The sequence below is a fragment of the Diaphorobacter caeni genome, from assembly GCF_015354245.1.
GTDB lineage: Bacteria > Pseudomonadota > Gammaproteobacteria > Burkholderiales > Burkholderiaceae_C > Diaphorobacter_A > Diaphorobacter_A caeni.
This window is the reverse complement of sequence record NZ_JADKYZ010000003.1, coordinates 490,881-510,196: the sequence shown is the minus strand read 5'-3', so window position 1 is coordinate 510,196 and position 19,316 is coordinate 490,881. Positions and strand designations below refer to the sequence as shown.

Here is a 19,316-nt window from a genome sequence, read left to right as displayed (position 1 = left end):
CGCTTATTTTGCGCTCCAGTTCCTGAGCCGCAATCCGTTTGCCACCACCAGCAACGACACCCCCATGTCCGCCACCACCGCCATCCACATGGTCGCGTGGCCAGTGAGGGCGAGGATGAAGAACACCACCTTGATGCCGAGCGCGAGGCTGATGTTCTGCCAGAGGATGCTGTGCGCTGATTGGGACAGACGCACGGTGTCGGGGATGCGGCGCAGGTCGTCATTCATGAGGACGACGGCGGCGGTTTCCATGGCCATGCCGGTGGAGTGTGCGCCGCCCATGGCGAAGCCGACGTCGGCCTTGGCCAGGGCGGGGGCGTCGTTGATGCCGTCGCCGGTCATGGCGGTGGGGCCCTTGGTCTTCTGGAACTCGGCGAGAAGCTGGAGCTTGTCTTCGGGCAGCAGGCTGCCGCGTGCGTCCTCGATGCCCGCCTCGGCGGCGACGGCCTTCACGGTGGCGGTGTTGTCGCCGCTCAGCACGATGGGCTCGACGCCCACGGCCTTGAGCAGCTGCACGGCCTCGCGGGAGGTGGCGCGCAGCGGGTCGGCCACGGCGAAGAGGGCGCGCACGGACTGGTCGTCGGCCAGCAGGGTGACGGTGCGGCCCTGCTTTTCCTGCTCGGAGAGCAGGGCTTCGAGCGCCGGAGTGTCGAGGTTCATCTCGCGGATCATGCGCAGGTTGGCGAGAACGTAGCGGGTGCCGTGGACCTGGCCTTCCACGCCTCGGCCGGGCAGGGCTTTCAGGTCCTGCACGGTGTTTTCCAGATTGGCGGGGAGCGTCTTGGCAAGGCCTGCGGCGATCGCGCGCGAGACGGGGTGGTCGGAGCGGCTGGCGAGCTGCCAGGCGACATGGGCCGCGTCGGCGTCGTCACCTGCGGCCAGCGCCTGCCAATGGACGAGCGCGGGGCTGCCGGTGGTCAGCGTGCCGGTCTTGTCGAGGGCGATGACCTTGAGCTTGCGGGCCTCCTCGAGCGCGCTGCCGCCCTTGATGAGGATGCCGCGCTTGGCGGCGGCGGTGAGGGCGCTCACCACCGTGACGGGCGTGGAGATCACCAGTGCGCAGGGGCAGGCGATCACGAGCAGGGCGAGCGCCTGGTAGATCGCGTCATGCCAAGACCAGTCGGCGAGCAGCGGCGCGAGCACGGCCAGCAGCAGGGCGAGCACGAAGACGATGGGCGTGTAGATCTGGGCGAAACGGTCGACGAAACGCTGTGTGGGTGCGCGCGAGGCCTGGGCTTCTTCGACGGCGTGAACGATGCGCGCCAGCAGGGTATTGCCGGGAGGGGCGGTGACCTGCATCTGCAGCTCGCCGTTCTGGTTGACGCTGCCGGCATAGAGCGCGTCGCCCACGGCCTTGTCCGCCAGTTGGCTCTCGCCGGTGATCGGGGCCTGGTTGACGGCGCTTTGGCCTTGGGTGACGGTGCCGTCGAGCGGCACCAGCGCGCCGGGGGCGATGCGCACGGTTGCGCCCATGGGGACGTCGTTCACGGCGGTTTTTGCGATGCTGCCGTCGGGCTGCATCACGTCCGCGGTTTCAGGGGCGAGGTTGAGCAGGCTGCGGATGGCGTTGCGCGCCTTGTCCATGGCCTGGTCTTCGATGCGCTCGGCGGCGGCGTAGAGGGCCATCACCATCGCGGCCTCGGGCCACTGGCCGATGAGGAAGGCGCCGGTCACCGCCACGGCCATGAGCGCGTGGATGCCGAGCTTGAGTTTCACTAGGCTCTGGATGCCTGCCTTGTAGACACCGAGGCCCGACAGCAGGATCGCGATGATGGCGAGCGCCATGCCCACGTACTGCAGCTGGTACCAGTGCGCGACCTCGGCACCGAGCGCGACGGCCAGCGCCGCGTAGATGCGCGGCCAGCCGGGCAGCACGCCGTGGTCGTGGCCCGCGTGGTCATCGTCGTCGCCATCCGCGTGGGAGTGCGTGCTGCCGCCGCAGCAGGCGCCGCAGCCAATGGCGGGCGGGGCTGCCTTCTTCTTGGCGGGCGCGGCGTGATCGTGCGCATGCGAATGTTCATGGCCATGACCATGGTTGTGGTCGTGATTCTTGTGATCGTGCCCATGGTCGGCATGGGGTTCTTGGAGTGAGGTGCTCTGGCTCATGTCATGATTGGAAACCTTGAAGTCACTTGAAGGTCAAGCGATGTCCATCCAAAGCCCCCAATACCGTATCGGAGATGCCGCGCGTCTCTCGGGCATTCCTGCGGCCAGCATCCGCTACTACGAGAAGGAAGGCCTGCTGCCCGCCCAGTCGCGGGCGGACAACCAGTACCGCCTCTACAACGATGACGAGATCCACCGGCTGCGCTTCGTGCGCCTGTGCCGCGCCATGGATATGTCGCTCGGCGAGGTGCGCTCGCTGCTGGCGCTCGACGGGGCTGAAGAGCACGACGCCCACACCGCCTGCGCGACGCTCGACGAGCATCTGGAGCATGTGCGCACGCGCCTGAACGAGCTGCAGACGCTGGAGCAGGAGCTGCTCTCGCTGCGCGGGCGCTGCGATGGTGCGGGCGGGCATTGCCATGTGATCGAGGCGCTGCACGAGCGCGCCGATGCCGATCCGGTGCCTTCGCCCCAACCCGCACACAAGCGCCATGTCTGACGCGCGGATTCCAGACTGTCCCGCTATGATCAAAGCATGAGTGCAGCACAGGGCGTCATCGAACTGCCGGACCGCATCTGGGCCATGGTGCGGCGCTGGGCCGTGTCCTGGTGGCGCATCGTCTATCTGGGGGCGGTGGTGCTGGTGCTGATGCTTTCGCCGTCGAGCTACAACCGCGCCACGCGCTGGCGCCTCGCGCGGCACATGTATCTGGAGACCGCGCCGATTCTCATCGGCCACACGCTGCTCGCCGCGCTGCTTAGTCTGGTGATCACGCGCATCGTGGTCGTCACGGCGCAAAGCTACGGGCTGTCGCGCTATGCGCTCGAAATGGTAGTCCGCGTGCTGGTGCTGGAGCTGATTCCGCTGACCGCCGCGCTGTTCGTTGCGATGCGCGCCACCATTCCCAACGGCACCAAGCTCGCGCTGATGCAGCATTCCGGCCACTTTGACGCGCTGCGCGCACACGGTGCCGACCCGATCCGCGTGGAGCTGCTGCCGCGCGTGATCGCGGGCGTCTATGCGAGCGTGACGCTGGCGGCGCTCTCGTGCGTGGTCGCGCTGGTCATGGCCTATGTGGGGGTGTACGGACTCAGCACTGCGGGGCTGCCGCTTTACACGCGCATGTTCGGTCATGTGTTCACGCCGCAGATCACCTTCATCTTTGCGTTCAAGACCGTGTTCTTCAGCCTCGCGATCGCGCTGATTCCGATGGCCGAAGGGCTGTACGCGGATGCCGCCACCGACCGCGACGGCACGCCGCGCCAGCTCGACTCCGAACTCGGCGGACTGGCGCGCATGTTCGCCGTGCTCCTGCTCATCGAGGCCGCCTCGCTGGTGGGCAACTACTACTGACCCGGACGATGAAAACCAGAGCCCGACCACTATGACAGAACCCGAAAAAGAACGAGAGCCGGTGCACGGCCCGCTGCCGCCGATGGAAAGCGACGAGCTGCTGCGCCCTGTCGCCCATCTGGAGCGCAAGGCGGTGGCGATGCTGTTGTTCACGATGCTGCTGATCGTCGGCGCGGCGATCTACCTGATGTACGCGCGCGGCGTGTTCGAGCCCACGCAGCGGCTGATCCTCACGGCCGACGATTCGCAGGGCGTGTCGGTCGGCATGGACATGACCTTTCAGGGCTTTCCGATTGGCCGCGTGCGCAAGATCGAGCTGGCCGACAACGCCGAGGTCCACATCCTCATCGATGTGCCGAGGAAGGACGCGCACTGGCTGCGCTCGACCAGCGTGTTCACGCTGGTGAGCGGCATCGTCGGCGGCACGACGATCAAGGCCTACAGCGGCATCCTGACCGATCCGCAGCTCGAGGACGGCGCCACGCGCCCGGTGCTGCGCGGCGACGCGACGGCCGAGATTCCGCAGCTCATGGCGCAGGCGCGTGAGCTGCTGGAAAACCTCAACGCGATGACGAGCCAGGGCTCGGCGCTCGGCGGCGTGGTCGAGAACGTGCGCTCGCTCACCGAGAGCCTGAATGGACCGGGCGGGGCGCTCAAGGTGCTGACCGGCAACGAGGCCGATTCGAAGAAGGTGGCGATCACGCTGGACCGCATCAACCAATTGCTCGCGCGCATGGACGGCGTGGTCGCCAAAGCGGACAAGCAGGTCTTCGGTGCGGGCAAGGATGCCGGGCTGGTGCAGGACGTGCGCGGCGCGGTGCTGGAGTTGAACGGCCTGCTGACCGACACCCGCCAGAGTCTCACCAAGATTGACGCCGTGCTGGTCGAAGCACAAGGCATTGCCGCGAACGCGAACGAGGCCACGACGGATCTTGGCGCGCTGCGCGGCGAGGTGGAGGCCAATCTGCGCAAGGTGGAGAGCCTGCTGAATGATGTCAACCGCAAATGGCCGTTCGCCAAGGATTCGGAGCTGAAACTGCCATGACCAAGATTCATCCACTGTTGAATCGCGTGCGCTGGTTGCCGGCCGTGGCCGTGCTGACGCTGGCAGCCTGTGCTGACAAGCCGCCCGTGCCGGACTGGAAGATCAACTCCCATGGCTCGGTGCAGCGCGCCACGGACGCGCAGCTCTCGGGCAAGACGCGCGTGGCCGACCAGGAATGGCGCACGGCGCGCGCCGAGGTGTCGCGCACCGGCAGCGCGGAGCAACTCGCGCGCGTGGAACTGAGCCGCTGCGCTGCGCAGGTCGCGAGCGCGCAGTGGGAAGAGTGCAGCGGCTTCGAGCGACTGCGCGCCGATGCGCAGCCGGCCGAGTTGGCCTACGCGGACTATCTGGCGGGCAAGCCACTGTCTGCCGCGCAGATCGCGCTGTTGCCAGAGACGCAGCGCAAGGCTGCCGCCGATGTGAATGCGGTGGGCGCCATGCCCGACCCGCTCTCGCGATTGGTGGCGGCGGGCGTGGCGTTCAAGGCCGGGCGCGCGACGCCGGACACGCTGGTCACCGCAAGCGAAACCGCGTCGGCACAGGGTTGGAGCCACGCGTTGCTCGGTTGGCTGAGCCTGCGTACGGAGCGGGCCAAGGCGATTGGCGATGCCGAACTGGCGGCTGGGCTGCTGCGCCGCATGGCTTTGGTGCAGCAACAGGGCCAACCTGAGCCGTCCAAGAATGAAAATAAAAATGAAAAGGCCTCTGCAAAGAGGCCTTGAGTGCGAGATATGCGGGAGACACGCAACAGCAGGCGGCGTGAGATGCGCCTGCTGGCTTCAGTTGAACAGTTCTGCGCTCAGCAGTTTGTCCAGCTGCGTATTTGCTGTTGTCAGCGAATCGACGGACTGCACAGCCTCATCGGGAATCAACGTCATGGCAGTGGCCGCTACGGCCAAAGCTACCGTCACCGTGAAGGCTGCCAGTGCGCGCGATCCTTGGCGGATGTTGCGGTTCATGACAGGGTCCTCGGAAAAAATGAAACGAATACAAGTCAATCAACGTTTGACCTGGCAAATTCGTTGACCGACAGACTGTATTGGAACACCCGATTGAGGAGAAATCGTGTCGGACGGGAGCTTGTGACGCCCACAGCCGCCGCAGTTCACGGTTGATTGCGCTTGTGTTGGTCTCTTTCCACAAACCGGCCTATGGGGTCAGCCGTCTGGCCAGCGCAGATGCCGTCAAGGCGCTGTTCGGCGGCCATCCGTCGGCAATCAGTCCGTGCTGCCAGCAGGCTGCGCGCGCTGCGGCGAACGCATGCGTGGGCATTTCCGAATCTTCACGAATGGATGCGACGCGCGCACCCAGCAGGCCCGCCAGCACATCGCCGGTTCCGCCCGTGGCAAGGCGTGCGTTGCCGGTGGGATTGATATAGGGTGTCTGGCGCGGGGCTGCGATGATGCTGCCCGAGCCTTTCAGGATCACGACGCTCGCGAAACGGTCGGCCAATTGCTGTGCGGCCGCAATCCGGTCGGCTTGAACGGCGGCGGTACTGGTGCCCAGCAGGCGGGCCGCTTCGAGCGGGTGGGGCGTCATGACGGTCACGTGCACCGGATGGCTCGCGCGTGCCTGCAGCAGCAGCTTGAGCATCGGGTCGGTGGCGATGGCGTTGAGCGCATCGGCGTCGAGCACCAGGCGCTGCGATCTGCGCAGCACCTCGGGAAGAACGGTGCGCACCGCCTCGCCGCCGCCGCAGCCGCAGACGACGGTGAGCTTCTCGAGCTCCAGCATGTCAAAGCGCCGCAGCATCAGTTCCGGCTGATCGGCTGGGGGCTGCAGCAGATCGACATCGAGCGGCGCGAGCATCACGCGGCCCGCTCCGGCGTGCAGCGCGGCGGTGGCGGCCAGCAGCGCCGCGCCGGTCATGCCCATGCCGCGCTCGCGCAGGCCTTCTCCGCCGACGATGGCGACATCGCCCCAGGTGCCCTTGTGGGTGGCGTGAGGGCGGTGCGGTCTGTGCGGCGCGCCTGCCAGCAGGGTGGATGGGAGGAGATCGCCGGGGGGCAGGTCCAGATCGTCGAGCCAGACGGTGCCCGCCTCGTCGCGTCCCGCACCGGTGAACAGGCCGGGCTTCAACGTCAGCAGGCTCAGCGTGTGGCGAGCGCTTTGATGGTTGGTCGAGCCGCCGCCGGGCTGTTCGAACCCTGGCGCCAACTGGCCCGAATCGGCGATCAGGCCGCTCGGCAGATCGACGCACAGCACCGTGGCCTGGGTGGTGTGGATTGCGGTCAGCAGTTGCAAAAGCGCGGGCGATGGCTGGCGTGCGGTGTCGATTGCGCTCAGTCCGATGCCGAGCAGCGCGTCGATGCACAGATCCTGCTCGCCGAGGTCGTCGGGAGGCTCGTTCAGAAAACGCACACCGCTGTCGACGGCCTTCTGCCATGACTTGCGGGTGTCGTCGGACGCGGATTCCGGCGAGCCCAGCCAGCTCACGCTGACGTTGCGCCGCTGGTTGCGCAGCAGCGCGGCGGCTTCCAGCCCATCACCGCCATTGTTTCCCGCGCCGCAGGCCACCCAGATCCGCTCGGCGTGCGGCGCGATGGCTGTGGCGAGCCGCGCCACGGCGACTCCGGCGCGCTGCATCAGCACATGCGGTCCGCTGGCGGCGATGCCCACGGCCTCGAGGGTCCGTGTGGCGGTCGTGTGGTGGAGCGGGTGGTCTTGATCGAAATGAACGCGCTGCAGCATCCCCGCATTGTGGGGGATGGACGCGGGTTCAGTGACTAGAAACGGTTGACGCCGAAGGCGTCGAGTTCAACGGAGGGCGCCGCCTGGGCGATGCGGTCCGCCAGCGCGCGAGCGCTGCCGCAGGCGAGCGCCCAGCCGCTGGCGCCGTGACCGGCGTTCAGCCAGATGCCCGGAGTGCCGCTGGCGCCGATCACGGGTGCGCCATCGGGCAGGGTGGGGCGGGCACCGCGCAGGATCTGTACCTGTGACGACGACAGCTGCACGCCACCGGGAAACCAGCCCGAGAGCGCGAGGAAGAGCTTCTGCAGCGTATCGGCATGATGCTCGCCGCCGCCGTAGCCCAGTTCGGCCCCGCCGGAGACGCGCACGCGCATGCCTTGCCGCGAGATGGTGATGCGGTGCTGCGGATCGATCACCGTGCCCTGCGGCGCATGGGTGTCCTCGCGCAGCGGCGCACTGATGGTGTAGCCGTACACCGGCGCCATCGGCAGATTCACACCGTGACTGCGCAGGAGCGCGGCGCTCGCCAGACCCGCGCAGAGCACGACGGCATCGGCGCGGCGCGGCGCGGGCTCGCCCGCGATCTGCAGGCCCGTGGGTTGGGTGGTGACGCCCTTGACCTGCGCGTTGAAGCGGAATTTGACGCCATGCTCCTGCGCAGCGTAGCGCAGCACCTGGGCGAACAGGCGGCAATTGGCCGCTTCACCCTTGCTGGCGTAGAGCGCACCGGTCAGCGGCACGTCGACGGAGAGTCCGGGCTCGATCAGGCGTGCGCCATCGGCATCGACCTCGGTGAGCGCGTGACCGGCCTCGGTCATCACCTCGGTGGCCGGAAGCGTTCGTTTGACGTCATTCTTGTGGCGCAGCAGCACCAGCGTGCCCTGGCTGGGTTCGATGTCGACCTGAAACAACTCCACCAGCTTGAGTGTGCGCTCAAGACTGAACTGTCCCAGCTTCTCAAGCGCCTGCAGGGTCGCGAGCGCGGAGGGCGCGCGGCCCGCCTTGCGCCATTTTCTCAGCCAGCGGTATTCGCCGAGCCCGGCGCCGCGGGCCATGCGAAAGGCCGGCTGGCGACCCCAGAGCAGATTGCTGGCGTGCATGCCGATGGCCGGGCTGGCCCAAGGGATCAGCAACGAGGGTGCGAGCAGCCCGGAGCTTGCAAAGCTGGCTTCTTCGGCGGCGGCGCTGCGCTGTTCGTACACCGTGACCTGGTGTCCGTCGCATGCCAGTTCATAAGCGGTGGCGACTCCCACGATGCCAGCGCCCACAATGGCTATTTCCATGAAATCTCAACTATTTCGTACAGTGATGCCGCACGAGCGGATCGTGCGGTGTCGGTGCAAGCGGGGTGATGTGCGCCTGTTTCCAGCCACGCCATTGTGGCAAAGCCTTGCATTGTGCGCTGCCTGACGGGGCTCCATCGTCAGCCGGGCACGCATATTTTTGGCGGCAGGCCATCAACGGTGAACTAAGGTGAACCAGTGGCCATGCCTTTCCGGTCCCGTGAAGCAAGATCGTCAACAGATTCAAGGGTCTCCGATGCGGGTGACAGATTCGTGGCAGAAATGCAAACGATGCCGTTCAGTCGCGTTTGGGAGCGCGTTTTGAGCCCTGAGGTGGGAGATTGGCGGGAGCCCTCCGCGCTGCGTGCTACAATCCTAGGGTTTTGCCGAATGCTGCCTTTGCCGGATGTTGATCCGGTGAGTTGCGTAGCAGGGTGCAAGGCAATCACAAACCGGCCCCGTCAAGGTGTCATCCCGAAGAAAAGAGCTTTCGGGAGGATAAATCGGGGCTGGATTTAAGACCCAACCTTTGGAGTATTCCTATGTCCGTCACAATGCGCGAAATGCTGGAAGCCGGTGTCCACTTCGGTCACCAGACCCGCTTCTGGAACCCCAAGATGGCTCCGTTCATCTTCGGTCATCGCAACAAGATTCACATCATCAACCTGGAAAAGTCGCTGCCGATGTTCCAGGACGCGCAGAAGTTCGTCAAGCAACTGTCTGCCAACCGCGGCACCATCCTGATGGTCGGCACGAAGCGTCAAGCCCGTGAGATCCTGAAGGAAGAAGCACAGCGCGCCGGCGTGCCTTTCGTCGACCAGCGCTGGCTCGGCGGCATGCTGACCAACTTCAAGACCGTGAAGACGTCCATCAAGCGTCTGAAGGACATGAAGGCTCAGCAGGAAGCTGGCCTCGAAACGATGAGCAAGAAGGAGCAACTGGTGTTCTCCCGCGAACTCGAGAAGCTCGAGAAGGACATCGGTGGCATTCAGGACATGACCGCTCTGCCGGACGCAATCTTCGTGATCGACGTGGGCTTCCACAAGATCGCCATTGCCGAAGCCAAGAAGCTGGGCATCCCCCTGATCGGCGTGGTTGACTCCAACCACTCCCCAGAAGGTATCGACTACGTGATCCCCGGCAACGATGACTCTGCCAAGGCCGTGACGCTGTACGCACGTGGCATCGCTGACGCAATCCTCGAAGGCCGCGCCAACGCGGTGAACGACGTGGTCAAGGCTGTGCAGGCCGAAGGCTCCGACGAATTCGTGGAAGTGGACGAAGCCGCTGCCTAAATAGACCAGGCCGCGCGATTCGTCGCGAGAAAAAGCGGGGCCTCAATTGAGCCCCCTTTTTTTTAGCCTGCAAACCGTAACGAACTGAACAGATTCTGGAGAAATACGATGGCAATTACCGCAAGCATGGTCGCTGAACTCCGCGCGAAGACCGACGCGCCGATGATGGAATGCAAGAAGGCCCTGACCGAAGCCGATGGCGACATGGCCAAGGCTGAAGAGCTGCTGCGCGTCAAGCTCGGCACCAAGGCCGGCAAGGCCGCTTCCCGCGTGACCGCCGAAGGCGTGATCTCCGCATTCGTGGCTGGCCAGACCGGCGCCATGATCGAAGTGAACAGCGAAACCGACTTCGTGTCCAAGAACGACAGCTTCATCGCTCTGGCCAACGCCGCAGCCAAGCTGATCGCTGAAAAGAACCCCGCTGACGTGGCCGCTCTGGGCGCGCTGGCATACGAGCAGGACGGCTTCGGTCCTACGCTGGAAGAAGTCCGCAAGGGCCTGATCGGCAAGATCGGCGAGAACATGTCCTTCCGTCGCTTCAAGCGTTTCGACGGCAGCGATCTGGCTGTCTACCTGCACGGCACACGCATCGGCGTGATGGTCGAGTACGCAGGTGACGCTACCGCCGCCAAGGACGTGGCAATGCACATCGCAGCGATGAAGCCCGTGGCGCTGTCCTCCGCTGACGTGCCTGCCGACCTGATCGAAAAGGAACGCTCGGTTGCTGCAGCCAAGGCTGAAGAATCCGGCAAGCCAGCCGACATCGCCGCCAAGATGGTCGAAGGCTCGGTGCAGAAGTACCTGAAGGAAGTCTCCCTGTACAACCAGGTCTTCGTGAAGGCTGCCGACGGCAAGCAGACCGTCGAGCAGATGCTCAAGGCCGCCAACACCACGATCAAGGCCTTCACGATGTACGTCGTGGGCGAAGGCATCGAGAAGAAGGCTGACGACTTCGCCGCAGAAGTGGCCGCCCAAGTGGCAGCCGCCAAGGCTGGCGCCTGATCCTCAGACGCCATAGCCCCACCAATCCCCCATTTCATTTTTAGCCTTACGGAGTACCCCATATGACCATCGCCAAACCAGCTCACAAGCGCATTCTGCTCAAGTTGTCTGGTGAGGCGCTGATGGGGGACGATCAGTTCGGCATCAACCGCGCGACCATCGTGCGGATGGTGGAAGAAGTCGCCGAAGTCACGCGTCTGGGCGTGGAAGTGGCGGTGGTGATTGGTGGTGGCAACATCTTCCGTGGCGTGGCTGGCGGCTCCGTCGGCATGGATCGCGCCACGGCGGATTACATGGGCATGCTGGCCACCGTGATGAACGCGCTGGCGCTTGCCGATGCCATGGACAAACAGGGACTCACCGCACGCGTGATGTCCGCCATCGCCATTGAGCAGGTGGTCGAACCCTATGTGCGCCCCAAGGCGCTGCAATATCTCGAAGAAGGCAAGGTGGTGGTGTTTGCAGCCGGCACCGGCAATCCCTTCTTCACGACCGACACCGCCGCGGCTCTGCGCGGTGCGGAAATCGGGGCCGAGCTGGTGCTCAAGGCCACGAAGGTGGACGGCGTGTACACGGCCGACCCACAGAAAGACCCCAGCGCCACCCGCTACGCCACGCTGACTTTCGATGAGGCGATCAACCGCAACCTCGGCATCATGGACGCCACTGCCTTCGCGCTGTGCCGCGACCAGCGTCTGCCGATCCGCGTGTTCTCCATCGTGAAGCCAGGTGCACTCAAGCGAGTGGTTATGGGTGAAGACGAAGGCACTCTGGTGTACGCTTGAGGGCTTTGCAGCATTCGTGACTTGCGTTTCAACGCGTTGCAGGCTGAGGAGAACAATATGACCATTGCCGATATCAAGAAAACCACCCAGGCCAAGATGGACCAGTCCATCGAGGCGCTCAAGAACAATCTGGGCAAGGTCCGCACGGGCCGCGCCAATCCGCAGTTGCTCGACACGATCCATGTCGAGTACTACGGCTCGATGGTGCCTTTGTCCCAGGTGGCCAATCTGACACTGCTCGATTCGCGGACCATCAGCGTTCAGCCCTGGGAAAAGCCCATGGGCGCCAAGATCGAGAAGGCCATCCGCGAAAGCGATCTGGGTCTGAATCCTGCTTCGCTGGGTGACCTGATCCGCGTGCCGATGCCCGCGATGTCGGAAGAGCGCCGCAAGGAAATGACCAAGCTGGCCCGCACCGAAGGCGAGAACGCCAAGATCGCGATCCGCAATCTGCGCCGTGACGCCAACGAAGGCGTGAAGAAGCTTGTCAAGGACAAGGAAGCGTCCGAAGACGATCAGAAGCGCTCCGAAGCCGAAGTCCAGAAGCTGACCGACAAGCGCATCGCCGATATCGATGTGCTGGTGGCGGCCAAGGAACAGGAAATCATGGCCATCTGATCACCCGATCGGATCGTCATCGCTCTTCGTACATGTCATCTTCCCCTAGCGTGGTCCCGCATCACATCGCCGTCGTCATGGACGGCAATGGCCGCTGGGCCACTCGCCGTCTGCTGCCTCGCCTGGCGGGGCACAAGCAGGGCGTGGATTCGCTGCGCCGCTGCGCGCGCGCCTGTGCCGAGCGCGGCGTGGGCGTGCTGACCGTCTTCGCGTTCTCGTCCGAAAACTGGAATCGCCCGGCCGATGAGGTGTCGGGCCTGATGGACCTGCTCGCCAAGGCGCTTTCGCGCGAGGTGCCGCAGCTTCACAAGGACGGCGTCCAGCTCCATTTCGTGGGCGACAAGGCGAGCCTGTCCGAGAAGGTGCGCGAAGGCCTGCAGCAGGCCGAGGCCATCACGGCGGGCAACACGCGCCTGATTCTCAACGTCTGCTTCAACTACGGCGGACGCTGGGACATCGCGCAGGCCGCAGCCCAACTGGCAGCGCGGGGCGAAGCCATCACCGAGCTCAGTCTGGACCGGGCCATGGCGCTGTCCTTCGTGGCGGACCCCGACCTGTTGATCCGCACCGGCGGCGAGATGCGCATCAGCAATTTTCTGCTGTGGCAGTGCGCCTATTCGGAGCTGTATTTCAGCGACCGGCTCTGGCCCGAATTCGACGAGGCCGCACTGGACGAGGCGATTGCCGCCTACGCGTCGCGTGAGCGCCGTTTCGGCAAGACCTCGGCGCAGGTTCAGAAATCTTCATCCAGGTCCTCGGGTTCGCTGGCCTGACGGCCAACGAACCGGCTGACCATTCGAGAATCAGAAGGGGCTGACGGATGCTCAAACAACGTGTCATTACGGCCCTGGTGCTGCTGGCCATTCTGCTGCCGGCGCTGTTTGCCTCGAACACCCTGCCATTCACCGCCATCCTGCTGATCTTCATGTCGGCGGGCGCGTGGGAGTGGGGGCGGCTCAATGGCCTCAAGGGCGCGTCGGCGCTGGCGGTGAGCGCCGTCTGCCTGATTCTCTGCGGCGTGAGCTGGCAGCTCGGCTGGGTCAGCACTCCGTTGCCGTGGCTCTGGACCATCGCGGGCGCCTGCTGGGTGCTTGGCGGGGCCTATCTGCTGCGCGCCGGCGTGGCGGGCTGGCCGCAGATTCCGAAGGCGATCCGCCTGATCGGTGGCGTGCTGGCTCTGTGGACGGCATGGCTGGCCGTGGTGCAGGCCCGCAACGTCGGCATCAATTTCCTGCTGTCGATTCTGGTGCTGGTCTGGGCGGCGGACATCTTTGCGTATTTCGCCGGCCGCACCTTCGGACTCAAGTTCACCAAGAACAAACTGGCGCCAGCCATCAGCCCGGGCAAGAGCTGGGAAGGCGTCTGGGGCGGCATGATCGGTGTGATCGTGCTCGCCGTGGTCTGGGTTGCGCTCGACGCCTCCAATCAGGTGTCGGTGTCCAGTTTCTATTCGCGTCTGGCGGCCAAGGGCTATTGGTTCCTGCTGCTGGGCGCAGTCTTCATGGCCGCGATGAGCGTGGTGGGCGATCTGGTGGAATCACTGGTCAAGCGCAGCGCCGGAATGAAGGACAGCAGCAACCTGCTGCCCGGTCACGGCGGCGTGCTGGACCGCATCGATGCGATCCTGCCCGCCGTGCCGCTGGCCATGATGCTTACTTACTTTGCAGCTGCATGACGACGACAAAACAACGTCTGACCGTTCTGGGCTCCACGGGCTCCATCGGCACCAATACGCTGGATGTGGTGGCTCGCCACCTGGACCAATACGAAATCTTTGCGCTTTCCGCCGCGACGCGCGTCGACGTGATGCTCGCGCAGTGCGCTCAGTTCAAGCCGCGCTACGCGGTGATGGCGAGCGCGCCCCACGCCCGCGAGCTGGCGGACAAGCTGCGCGCCAATGGCCTCGCGACCGAAGTGCTGCACACCGAGGGAGCGCTCGAGATGATCGCCTCGCACCCCGAAGTCGACGCCGTGATGGCCGCGATCGTCGGCGCTGCGGGCCTCGCTCCTTGCATCGCCGCCGCGCGTGCGGGCAAGCGCTTGCTGCTGGCCAACAAGGAGGCCATCGTCGTCGGCGGCGAGGTCTTCATGAACGCAGTGAAGCAGGGCGGGGCGACGCTGCTGCCCATCGACAGCGAGCACTCCGCGATCTTCCAGAGCCTGCCGGAGGACCCAACGACCTGGGCGCGCCGCGTGGACCACATTCTGCTGACCGCTTCGGGTGGCCCGTTCCGCACGCGCGATCCCAAGACGCTGCGTGACGTGACGCCCGATCAGGCGTGCGCACACCCGAATTTCGCGATGGGGCGCAAGATCTCCATCGACTCGGCGACGATGATGAACAAGGCGCTCGAGGTGATCGAAGCGCGCTGGCTGTTCGACCTCACGCCCGAGCAGATCAAGGTCGTGATCCATCCACAGCAGATCATCCATTCGATGGTGCAGTTTGTCGACGCGTCGATCATCGCCCAGCTCGGCACGCCCGACATGCGGGTGCCGATCGCGGTCGGCCTCGCCTGGCCGGAGCGCATCGAAAGCGGCACGCCCCAGCTCGACTTCGCGAAGCTGGCTGCGCTCACGTTCGAAGAAGCCGATGCGGCGCGCTTCCCCGGCCTGCATCTTTCGTGGCAGGCGCTGCGCGCGCCGCAGGGCACGACGGCGGTGCTGAACGCGGCCAATGAGGTGTCGGTGGCGGCGTTCTTGAATGGAAAAATCCGCTTCGACCAAATTCATGCCATCAATCTTGAAACTTTGGAGCGTGTGATACCGTCCAACCCGGATTCGCTCGAGGCGCTGCTGGCGCTCGACGCGCAAACCCGAGCCGCCGCAGACATCGCGGTGGCACGGATCGCTGCGGTCTGATCGGTTCTTTTCAGGAGACCTTCACATGCTGTTGACCATCGTTGCGTTCGTCGTGGCCCTGGGCGTGTTGATTGCCGTGCATGAGTACGGCCATTACCGCGTGGCGGTGGCGTGTGGCGTGAAGGTGCTGCGTTTTTCTGTCGGCTTCGGCAAGCCGCTGCTGCGCTGGCAAAAAAAGGGCTCGCCGACCGAGTTCGTGCTTGCTGCGTTTCCACTCGGCGGCTATGTGCGCATGCTGGACGAACGCGAAGCGCCCGTCGCGCCGGAGGAACGCCATCTCGCGTTCAATACCCAACCCTTGAAATCGCGCGCGGCCATCGTCGCCGCAGGACCGTTGGCCAATCTGCTGTTGGCGGTGGTGCTGTATTCGGTCGTCAACTGGACCGGCGTGGACGAAGCCAAGCCGCTGCTTGCCAATCCGGTGGCGGGCTCCGTGGCCGACAAGGCGGGCCTGCGCGGCGGTGAACTGGTGCTCGGTGCGGCGCTCGGCGATGACGAAATCGAGCCGGTGCAGTCGTTTGAGGACGTGCGCTGGCTGCTGACGCGCGGTGCGCTTGACGGCCAGAACGCCCGCCTGTCGGTGCAGGGCGACGGCGGCTTGGGACATCGCGAATTCACGCTCGATCTGGCAGCCATGCAGGCCAAGGACGCGGATCTGGAGCTGTTCCGCAAGATCGGCATTCTGAGCCCCTGGACCAAGCCGGTGATCGGCGATGTGATGAAGGACAGCGCCGCCGAGCGCTCCGGCCTCAAGCAGCATGATCTCGTGCTGCGCGTGGGCACCAAGGATATCGTCGACGGGCTGCAGTTGCGCGAGCTGATCCGCAACTCGGTGGTGGACGGCAAGGTGCAGGCCCAGACCTGGCGCGTCGAGCGCGAAGGCCGTCAGATGGACATTCCGGTCACTCCTGAAATGTTGCAGGATGCAAATGGTTCCTACGGTCGTATCGGCGCCTATGTGGGCGAGCCGCCGGAGTTGGTCACCGTTCACTATGGATTTCTTGAGGGCATTTCCAAGGGCGTTCAGCGCACCTGGGAGGTGTCGATATTGACGCTTCGCATGATGGGCCGCATGGTCATTGGACAGGCATCGCTCAAGAACCTCAGCGGCCCGTTGACCATCGCCGACTACGCAGGCAAGTCCGCCAGCATGGGGCTCACTCAGTATCTGATTTTCATGGCCTTGATCAGCGTGAGCCTTGGCGTGCTGAACCTGTTGCCGTTGCCCGTTCTGGATGGGGGGCACCTGATGTATTATCTTTGGGAAGGACTGACAGGTCGCGGCGTGTCCGATGCCTGGATGGAAAGGCTTCAGCGGGGCGGCGTAGCCGTGTTGCTGGTGATGATGTCCATCGCCATGTTCAATGATGTCACCCGGTATGTAACCCGGCTTTTTGGCTAAAACATTTGCCACACGGTGCTGCGGTACTGGGTACTGGCTTCGATTCACACATGAAAAAACAATTCAATCGCTTGGGCGCGCGTACTGCAACAGCAATCGCTGCCATGGTCTTTGCAGCTCAGGCATGGGCGTTGGATCCGTTCCACGTTCAGGACATCCGTGTGGAAGGCCTGCAGCGCGTCGAGGCGGGCACCGTCTTCGCTTCCCTGCCGATGCGCGTCGGTGATGAATACACCGATGAAAAGGGCGCCGCCGCCATCCGCGCGCTGTTCGCGCTCGGCCTGTTCAAGGACGTGCGCCTCGAAGCCGCAGGCAACGTGCTCGTCGTCGTCGTCGAGGAACGCCCGACCATCGCCGACGTGGAGTTCGCCGGCACCAAGGAATTCGACGCCGACACGCTCAAGAAGGCCATGCGCGACGTGGGTCTGACCGAAGGCCGCCCCTTCGACAAGGCCCTGGCCGATCGCGCCGAGCAGGAGCTCAAGCGCCAATACATCAACCGCAGCATGTACGGCGTGAACGTGGTGACCACGGTGACTCCGATCGAGCGCAATCGTGTGAACCTGACGTTCTCCGTGGTCGAAGGTGAGCCCGCGAAGATCAAGGACATCAAGATCGTCGGCGCCAAGGCGTTCAGCGAAGGCACTCTCAAGGACCAGTTCGACCAGGACACCGGTGGCTGGCTCAGCTGGTACACCAAGTCCAACCGCTATTCGCGCGCCAAGCTCAATGCCGACCTGGAAACGCTGCGCTCGTACTACCTGTCGCGTGGTTACCTCGAGTTCCGCATCGATTCGACCCAGGTCGCGATCTCGCCCGACAAGCAGGACATCTCCATCACGGTGAACATCAACGAAGGCAATCCGTACGTCGTCTCGGGCGTCAAGCTCGAAGGCAACTACCTGGATCGCGATGACGAGTTCAAGTCCATGGTGACGATCCGTCCGGGCGAGCCCTACAACGGCGACAAGGTCGCTGAAACGACCAAGGCCTTCACCGACCACTTCGGCAATTTCGGTTACGCCTTCGCCAAGGTCGAGGCCGTGCCCGAGATCGACAAGGAAAATGACCGCGTGGAACTCGTGCTGCGTGCCGAGCCGTCGCGCCGCGCCTACGTGCGCCGCATCAACGTGAGCGGCAACAACCGCACGCGTGACGCCGTGATCCGCCGTGAATTCCGCCAGTTCGAGGCGTCGTGGTACGACGCCGACAAGATCAAGATCTCGCGCGACCGCGTGGACCGTCTGGGCTTCTTCACCGAAGTCGACGTGGAAACCCAGGAGGTGCCGAACTCGCCCGATCAGGTCGACCTCGTCGTCAACGTGAAGGAAAAGCCGACTGGCTCGCTCACGCTCGGTGCCGGTTTCTCCAGCGCCGAAAAGATTTCGCTGTCCTTCGGCATCAAGCAGGAAAACGTGTTCGGTTCGGGCAACTATCTGGGCGTTGACGTCAACACCAGCAAGTACAACCGCACCATCGTCTTCAGCACCACTGATCCGTACTTCACCAAGGACGGCATCTCGCGCACGCTTGACCTGTACTACCGCACGGCCAAGCCTTACGCCGACATGGGCGGTGACTACCAGCTGATCACAGCGGGCGGCAGCGTGCGCTTTGGCGTGCCGTTCAGCGAAATCGACACGGTGTTCTTCGGCGTGGGTCTGGAAAACACCCGCATCAAGGAAGGCACGAACATTCCTGCGGCCTATCTCGCCTACATCCGCGATTACGGATCGAGCAGCTTCTCGATCCCCCTGACCGTGGGCTGGGGTCGCGACAGCCGCGACAGCGCGCTCGCACCCAACTCGGGCCGGTACCAGCGCCTGAATTCGGAAATCTCGCTGGCGGGCGATGCCCGTTACGTGAAGGGCAGCTACCAGTACCAGCAGTACGTGCCGCTGAACAAGAAGTTCACGCTGGCCTTCAACGGTGAACTGGGTCTGGGCAAGGGCCTGAACGGCCAGCCGTTCCCCGTCTTCAAGAATTACTATTCCGGCGGTCTCGGATCGGTGCGGGGCTTCGAGCAAGGTACGCTCGGCCCGCGCGACGTGACCGGCTCGGTGCTTGGTGGCCCGAAGAAGGTCACGCTGAATGCTGAATTGATTGCGCCATTCCCGGGCGCAGGCAATGACCGTACGCTTCGCATCTTCGGCTTCGTCGATGCGGGCAACGTGTACGGTGAACATGAAAGCTGGGAGTTGAGTCAAATGCGCGTGTCGACAGGTTTGGGGTTGAGCTGGATTTCCCCTCTTGGCCCATTGCGTCTAGCTTTTGCGCAGCCCGTGCGAAAATTCGCCGGCGATAGAATCCAGAAATTGCAATTCCAGATCGGAACATCTTTCTAATGACATCCCTTTCCCGTCATCTTCCCTTGGTCGTTTTGCTGGGCAGCCTGGCCGCAGCGGTTCCTGCGCAAGCGCAGGAGTTCAAGGCCGGCTTCGTCAACACCGACCGTGTCTTCCGCGAAGCCAATTCCGCCAAGGCCGCGCAGTCCAAGCTGGAGCAGGAATTTTCCAAGCGCGAAAAGGAACTGGTCGATCAAGGCAACAGCCTGAAGAGCGCCAGCGAAAAGTTTGAACGTGAAGCGCCCACCATGTCCGAGAGCCAGCGTGCCTCGCGTCAGCGTTCGCTGGCCGATCAGGACCGCGACTTCCAGCGCAAGCGTCGTGAGTTCCAGGAAGACCTGAGCTCGCGCAAGAGCGAAGAACTGGCCACCGTGCTCGAGCGCGCCAACCGGATCGTCAAGCAAGTGGCCGAGGCTGAAAAGTACGACGTGATCCTGCAGGAAGCCGTCTACATCAACCCCAAGCTGGACATCACCGACAAGGTGATCAAGGCCATGAACTCCGGCAACGGCAAGTGACGTGCAACGT

Annotated in this window: 18 protein-coding genes; 14 read left to right on the top strand and 4 right to left on the bottom strand. The window is 64.2% G+C overall.

Going from position 1 to position 19,316, the window contains the following annotated elements:
• Positions 1–3 precede the first annotated feature (3 nt).
• Positions 4–2,106, bottom strand: a complete 2,103-nt coding sequence (locus tag ISG32_RS10055) for a heavy metal translocating P-type ATPase (protein WP_194770861.1) — start codon at positions 2,104–2,106, stop codon at positions 4–6.
• A 40-nt stretch (positions 2,107–2,146) separates the two neighbouring features.
• Between ISG32_RS10055 and ISG32_RS10050 the strand changes: the two genes are divergently transcribed.
• From ISG32_RS10050 to ISG32_RS10035, 4 genes are read left to right on the top strand one after another with little or no spacing between them, the layout of a single operon-like run.
• Positions 2,147–2,605, top strand: a complete 459-nt coding sequence (locus tag ISG32_RS10050; RefSeq protein WP_194770860.1) for a Cd(II)/Pb(II)-responsive transcriptional regulator — start codon at positions 2,147–2,149, stop codon at positions 2,603–2,605.
• Positions 2,606–2,641: 36 nt separating this feature from the next.
• Positions 2,642–3,460, top strand: coding sequence for an MlaE family ABC transporter permease (locus ISG32_RS10045; RefSeq protein ID WP_194770859.1), 819 nt, complete (start codon positions 2,642–2,644; stop codon positions 3,458–3,460).
• Positions 3,461–3,491: 31 nt separating this feature from the next.
• On the top strand, positions 3,492–4,505 hold the full coding sequence (locus ISG32_RS10040) for an MlaD family protein (RefSeq protein WP_194770858.1): 1,014 nt from the start codon (positions 3,492–3,494) through the stop codon (positions 4,503–4,505).
• Positions 4,502–5,227 carry a hypothetical protein gene (locus tag ISG32_RS10035; protein ID WP_194770857.1) on the top strand — a complete coding sequence of 242 codons (726 nt, stop codon included), beginning with the start codon at positions 4,502–4,504 and terminating at the stop codon, positions 5,225–5,227. Before ISG32_RS10040 ends, ISG32_RS10035 begins: the two co-directional genes overlap by 4 nt.
• A 57-nt stretch (positions 5,228–5,284) precedes the next feature.
• Here the strand turns inward: ISG32_RS10035 and ISG32_RS10030 are convergent, their stop codons facing one another.
• From ISG32_RS10030 to ISG32_RS10020, 3 genes are all read right to left on the bottom strand, one after another.
• Positions 5,285–5,464 carry a hypothetical protein gene (locus ISG32_RS10030; RefSeq protein ID WP_166069892.1) on the bottom strand — a complete coding sequence of 60 codons (180 nt, stop codon included), beginning with the start codon at positions 5,462–5,464 and terminating at the stop codon, positions 5,285–5,287.
• Between the two features lie 190 nt (positions 5,465–5,654).
• Positions 5,655–7,196 carry an NAD(P)H-hydrate dehydratase gene (locus tag ISG32_RS10025; RefSeq protein WP_194770856.1) on the bottom strand — a complete coding sequence of 514 codons (1,542 nt, stop codon included), beginning with the start codon at positions 7,194–7,196 and terminating at the stop codon, positions 5,655–5,657.
• A 35-nt stretch (positions 7,197–7,231) separates the two neighbouring features.
• On the bottom strand, positions 7,232–8,479 hold the full coding sequence (locus ISG32_RS10020; protein WP_194770855.1) for an FAD-dependent oxidoreductase: 1,248 nt from the start codon (positions 8,477–8,479) through the stop codon (positions 7,232–7,234).
• 542 nt (positions 8,480–9,021) lie between these two features.
• On the opposite strand from ISG32_RS10020, the gene rpsB reads away from it, so the two are divergent.
• From rpsB to ISG32_RS09970, 10 genes are all read left to right on the top strand, one after another.
• The gene (gene rpsB, locus ISG32_RS10015; protein WP_194770854.1) at positions 9,022–9,774 is read left to right on the top strand and encodes a 30S ribosomal protein S2; all 753 of its coding nucleotides are present in this window, start codon (positions 9,022–9,024) and stop codon (positions 9,772–9,774) included.
• A gap of 108 nt (positions 9,775–9,882) precedes the next feature.
• Positions 9,883–10,776, top strand: a complete 894-nt coding sequence (gene tsf / locus ISG32_RS10010; protein ID WP_194770853.1) for a translation elongation factor Ts — start codon at positions 9,883–9,885, stop codon at positions 10,774–10,776.
• Between the two features lie 62 nt (positions 10,777–10,838).
• The gene (gene pyrH, locus ISG32_RS10005; RefSeq protein WP_194770852.1) at positions 10,839–11,561 is read left to right on the top strand and encodes a UMP kinase; all 723 of its coding nucleotides are present in this window, start codon (positions 10,839–10,841) and stop codon (positions 11,559–11,561) included.
• Between the two features lie 57 nt (positions 11,562–11,618).
• Positions 11,619–12,179: a ribosome recycling factor gene (gene frr / locus ISG32_RS10000; protein ID WP_194770851.1), complete on the top strand. Its 561-nt coding sequence runs from the start codon at positions 11,619–11,621 to the stop codon at positions 12,177–12,179.
• A 32-nt stretch (positions 12,180–12,211) separates the two neighbouring features.
• Positions 12,212–12,952, top strand: coding sequence for a polyprenyl diphosphate synthase (uppS, locus tag ISG32_RS09995; protein WP_194770850.1), 741 nt, complete (start codon positions 12,212–12,214; stop codon positions 12,950–12,952).
• A gap of 47 nt (positions 12,953–12,999) precedes the next feature.
• Positions 13,000–13,854, top strand: a complete 855-nt coding sequence (locus tag ISG32_RS09990) for a phosphatidate cytidylyltransferase (protein WP_194770849.1) — start codon at positions 13,000–13,002, stop codon at positions 13,852–13,854.
• Positions 13,851–15,041 (top strand): 1-deoxy-D-xylulose-5-phosphate reductoisomerase, encoded by a 1,191-nt coding sequence (gene ispC / locus ISG32_RS09985; protein WP_194770848.1) that lies wholly within the window; start codon positions 13,851–13,853, stop codon positions 15,039–15,041. The genes ISG32_RS09990 and ispC overlap by 4 nt, the downstream gene beginning before the upstream one ends.
• 25 nt (positions 15,042–15,066) lie before the next feature.
• On the top strand, positions 15,067–16,443 hold the full coding sequence (gene rseP, locus ISG32_RS09980) for an RIP metalloprotease RseP (protein WP_194770847.1): 1,377 nt from the start codon (positions 15,067–15,069) through the stop codon (positions 16,441–16,443).
• A gap of 50 nt (positions 16,444–16,493) precedes the next feature.
• Positions 16,494–18,788, top strand: a complete 2,295-nt coding sequence (gene bamA / locus ISG32_RS09975) for an outer membrane protein assembly factor BamA (protein WP_194770846.1) — start codon at positions 16,494–16,496, stop codon at positions 18,786–18,788.
• Positions 18,788–19,306: an OmpH family outer membrane protein gene (locus ISG32_RS09970; protein ID WP_194770845.1), complete on the top strand. Its 519-nt coding sequence runs from the start codon at positions 18,788–18,790 to the stop codon at positions 19,304–19,306. Before bamA ends, ISG32_RS09970 begins: the two co-directional genes overlap by 1 nt.
• Positions 19,307–19,316: the final 10 nt, after the last annotated feature.

Coding starts and splice junctions, on each gene's coding strand:
- ISG32_RS10055 (WP_194770861.1), bottom strand. CDS start 2,106: ATGAGCCAGAGCACCTCACTCCAAGAACCCCATGCCGACCATGGGCAC.
- ISG32_RS10050 (WP_194770860.1), top strand. CDS start 2,147: ATGTCCATCCAAAGCCCCCAATACCGTATCGGAGATGCCGCGCGTCTC.
- ISG32_RS10045 (WP_194770859.1), top strand. CDS start 2,642: ATGAGTGCAGCACAGGGCGTCATCGAACTGCCGGACCGCATCTGGGCC.
- ISG32_RS10040 (WP_194770858.1), top strand. CDS start 3,492: ATGACAGAACCCGAAAAAGAACGAGAGCCGGTGCACGGCCCGCTGCCG.
- ISG32_RS10035 (WP_194770857.1), top strand. CDS start 4,502: ATGACCAAGATTCATCCACTGTTGAATCGCGTGCGCTGGTTGCCGGCC.
- ISG32_RS10030 (WP_166069892.1), bottom strand. CDS start 5,464: ATGAACCGCAACATCCGCCAAGGATCGCGCGCACTGGCAGCCTTCACG.
- ISG32_RS10025 (WP_194770856.1), bottom strand. CDS start 7,196: ATGCTGCAGCGCGTTCATTTCGATCAAGACCACCCGCTCCACCACACG.
- ISG32_RS10020 (WP_194770855.1), bottom strand. CDS start 8,479: ATGGAAATAGCCATTGTGGGCGCTGGCATCGTGGGAGTCGCCACCGCT.
- rpsB (WP_194770854.1), top strand. CDS start 9,022: ATGTCCGTCACAATGCGCGAAATGCTGGAAGCCGGTGTCCACTTCGGT.
- tsf (WP_194770853.1), top strand. CDS start 9,883: ATGGCAATTACCGCAAGCATGGTCGCTGAACTCCGCGCGAAGACCGAC.
- pyrH (WP_194770852.1), top strand. CDS start 10,839: ATGACCATCGCCAAACCAGCTCACAAGCGCATTCTGCTCAAGTTGTCT.
- frr (WP_194770851.1), top strand. CDS start 11,619: ATGACCATTGCCGATATCAAGAAAACCACCCAGGCCAAGATGGACCAG.
- uppS (WP_194770850.1), top strand. CDS start 12,212: ATGTCATCTTCCCCTAGCGTGGTCCCGCATCACATCGCCGTCGTCATG.
- ISG32_RS09990 (WP_194770849.1), top strand. CDS start 13,000: ATGCTCAAACAACGTGTCATTACGGCCCTGGTGCTGCTGGCCATTCTG.
- ispC (WP_194770848.1), top strand. CDS start 13,851: ATGACGACGACAAAACAACGTCTGACCGTTCTGGGCTCCACGGGCTCC.
- rseP (WP_194770847.1), top strand. CDS start 15,067: ATGCTGTTGACCATCGTTGCGTTCGTCGTGGCCCTGGGCGTGTTGATT.
- bamA (WP_194770846.1), top strand. CDS start 16,494: ATGAAAAAACAATTCAATCGCTTGGGCGCGCGTACTGCAACAGCAATC.
- ISG32_RS09970 (WP_194770845.1), top strand. CDS start 18,788: ATGACATCCCTTTCCCGTCATCTTCCCTTGGTCGTTTTGCTGGGCAGC.